2 protein-coding genes are annotated in these 1,503 nt (G+C 37.8%); both read right to left on the bottom strand.

Annotation, left to right across the window (positions count from 1 at the left end):
• Nucleotides 1–182 (bottom strand): ATP-binding cassette domain-containing protein (locus ACFIKE_RS10460; RefSeq protein WP_375649815.1); only part of this gene is annotated, 182 nt, incomplete at its 3' end.
• Nucleotides 183–738: 556 nt separating this feature from the next.
• A partial coding sequence (locus ACFIKE_RS10455; RefSeq protein ID WP_375649813.1) for an AMP-binding enzyme occupies nucleotides 739–1,503 on the bottom strand: 765 nt, incomplete at its 5' end.

The following is a 1,503-nucleotide window of genomic DNA, read 5'->3' as shown; positions in this document are numbered from 1 at the left end:
AGATCAATATGACCGCGGGTGGGTTTGAGTGCCAAAAACATAAGACGCATCAACGACGTTTTCCCTGCTCCAGAGGCGCCAGTGAGAAATTGAAATGATCCAGGAGGAATATGAAAGCTAATATCACGAAGGACCTCAGGTCCCATTCCATAGCGTAGACCGACATTTTCAAAATGAATCACTTTTTATTATTACTCCTGATTTTATATTGCATCATTTATTCTAAGAACTCTTACTTTCATTACTTTAGATTTTTGTTTTAAGCTTGTTTATTTTAGATTTCATGGTTTTCAATATTTTTTATACACCCTCGTTATAGATAAATATTTTTGCTCAAGAATATTATCACGTATACTTTCTCTTTTTAGCTTTATTTATGATTTTAGCAGGAATTTCAAAGGGATTCTAGCATAAACATCAGAACTATTTTTTCTTCTTTCTCAGAGGCTTTTTTGCATTGAGTGGGTACTGGGCGATTTTAAAAAGCTATGTTGCTCTTTTTATCTTACTTTCTTATTCTTATCTGTATTCATATTCCAATCTTGGTATCTTCCAATCTTGAAGTTTTTTCTTCAATTGTTTCTGATTTGTTATGAAGAAAGGCGTTTGTTGTTAGAGTTGTTGAGCTTCCCATGAATTGTTTTGTTTTTTATTCTCATCGGTGGTTTTCGTAACAATGCTGAGATAATTTTAGCAAAAAACAAAAACCACCGTATGTTATATTTCTTCGTGGGTTCTTTAATTTTGTCGGTTAGCAATCAGATCTTCAACAACTTGTGGTTCGGCAAGAGTTGAGATATCTCCGAGAGTATCAAAATTGTTTTCGGCAATTTTTCGTAAAATACGTCTCATAATTTTTCCTGATCGCGTTTTGGGAAGCTGTGGGGAAAATTGAATTTTATCCAATATGGCAATGGAGCCTATTTCCTTTCTCACATGTTTAATAAGCTCTTTTTGTAACTCTTCACTTGGAGCTGTCCCTTCCATTAAGGTGATAAAACTATAAATTCCTTGTCCTTTAATGGGATGCGGGTAACCCACAATGGCTGCTTCTGATACAGCGGGATGAGAAACAAGGGCTGATTCAATTTCAGCAGTTCCTAACCTGTGCCCCGAGACATTGAGTATGTCATCAACCCGCCCTGTAATCCAGTAATAGCCGTCACTATCGCGCCTACAACCATCGCCTGTAAAATATCTTCCTTTATAGGAGGAAAAATAAGTTTGAATAAAGCGCTCATGATCTTTATAAAGCGTGCGCATTTGTCCTGGCCATGAATCACTGATACAAAGATTGCCTTCTGCTTCACCTTCTAAAATATTGCCTTGGGCATCAACAATTTGGGGTTGAACACCAAAAAAAGGACGTGTGGCTGATCCTGCTTTGAGGGGGGTTGCACCAGGCAAGGGCGTGATCATATGCCCTCCTGTTTCCGTTTGCCACCATGTATCGAGAATCGGACAACGGTCATTTCCAACTGTATGATAAAACCATTCCCATGC

This window comes from Bartonella sp. MU70NMGDW, from assembly GCF_042194085.1.
Lineage (GTDB): Bacteria > Pseudomonadota > Alphaproteobacteria > Rhizobiales > Rhizobiaceae > Bartonella > Bartonella grahamii.
The sequence above is the reverse complement of the archived record's forward strand: the minus strand, read 5'-3'. Positions and strand labels throughout refer to the sequence as shown.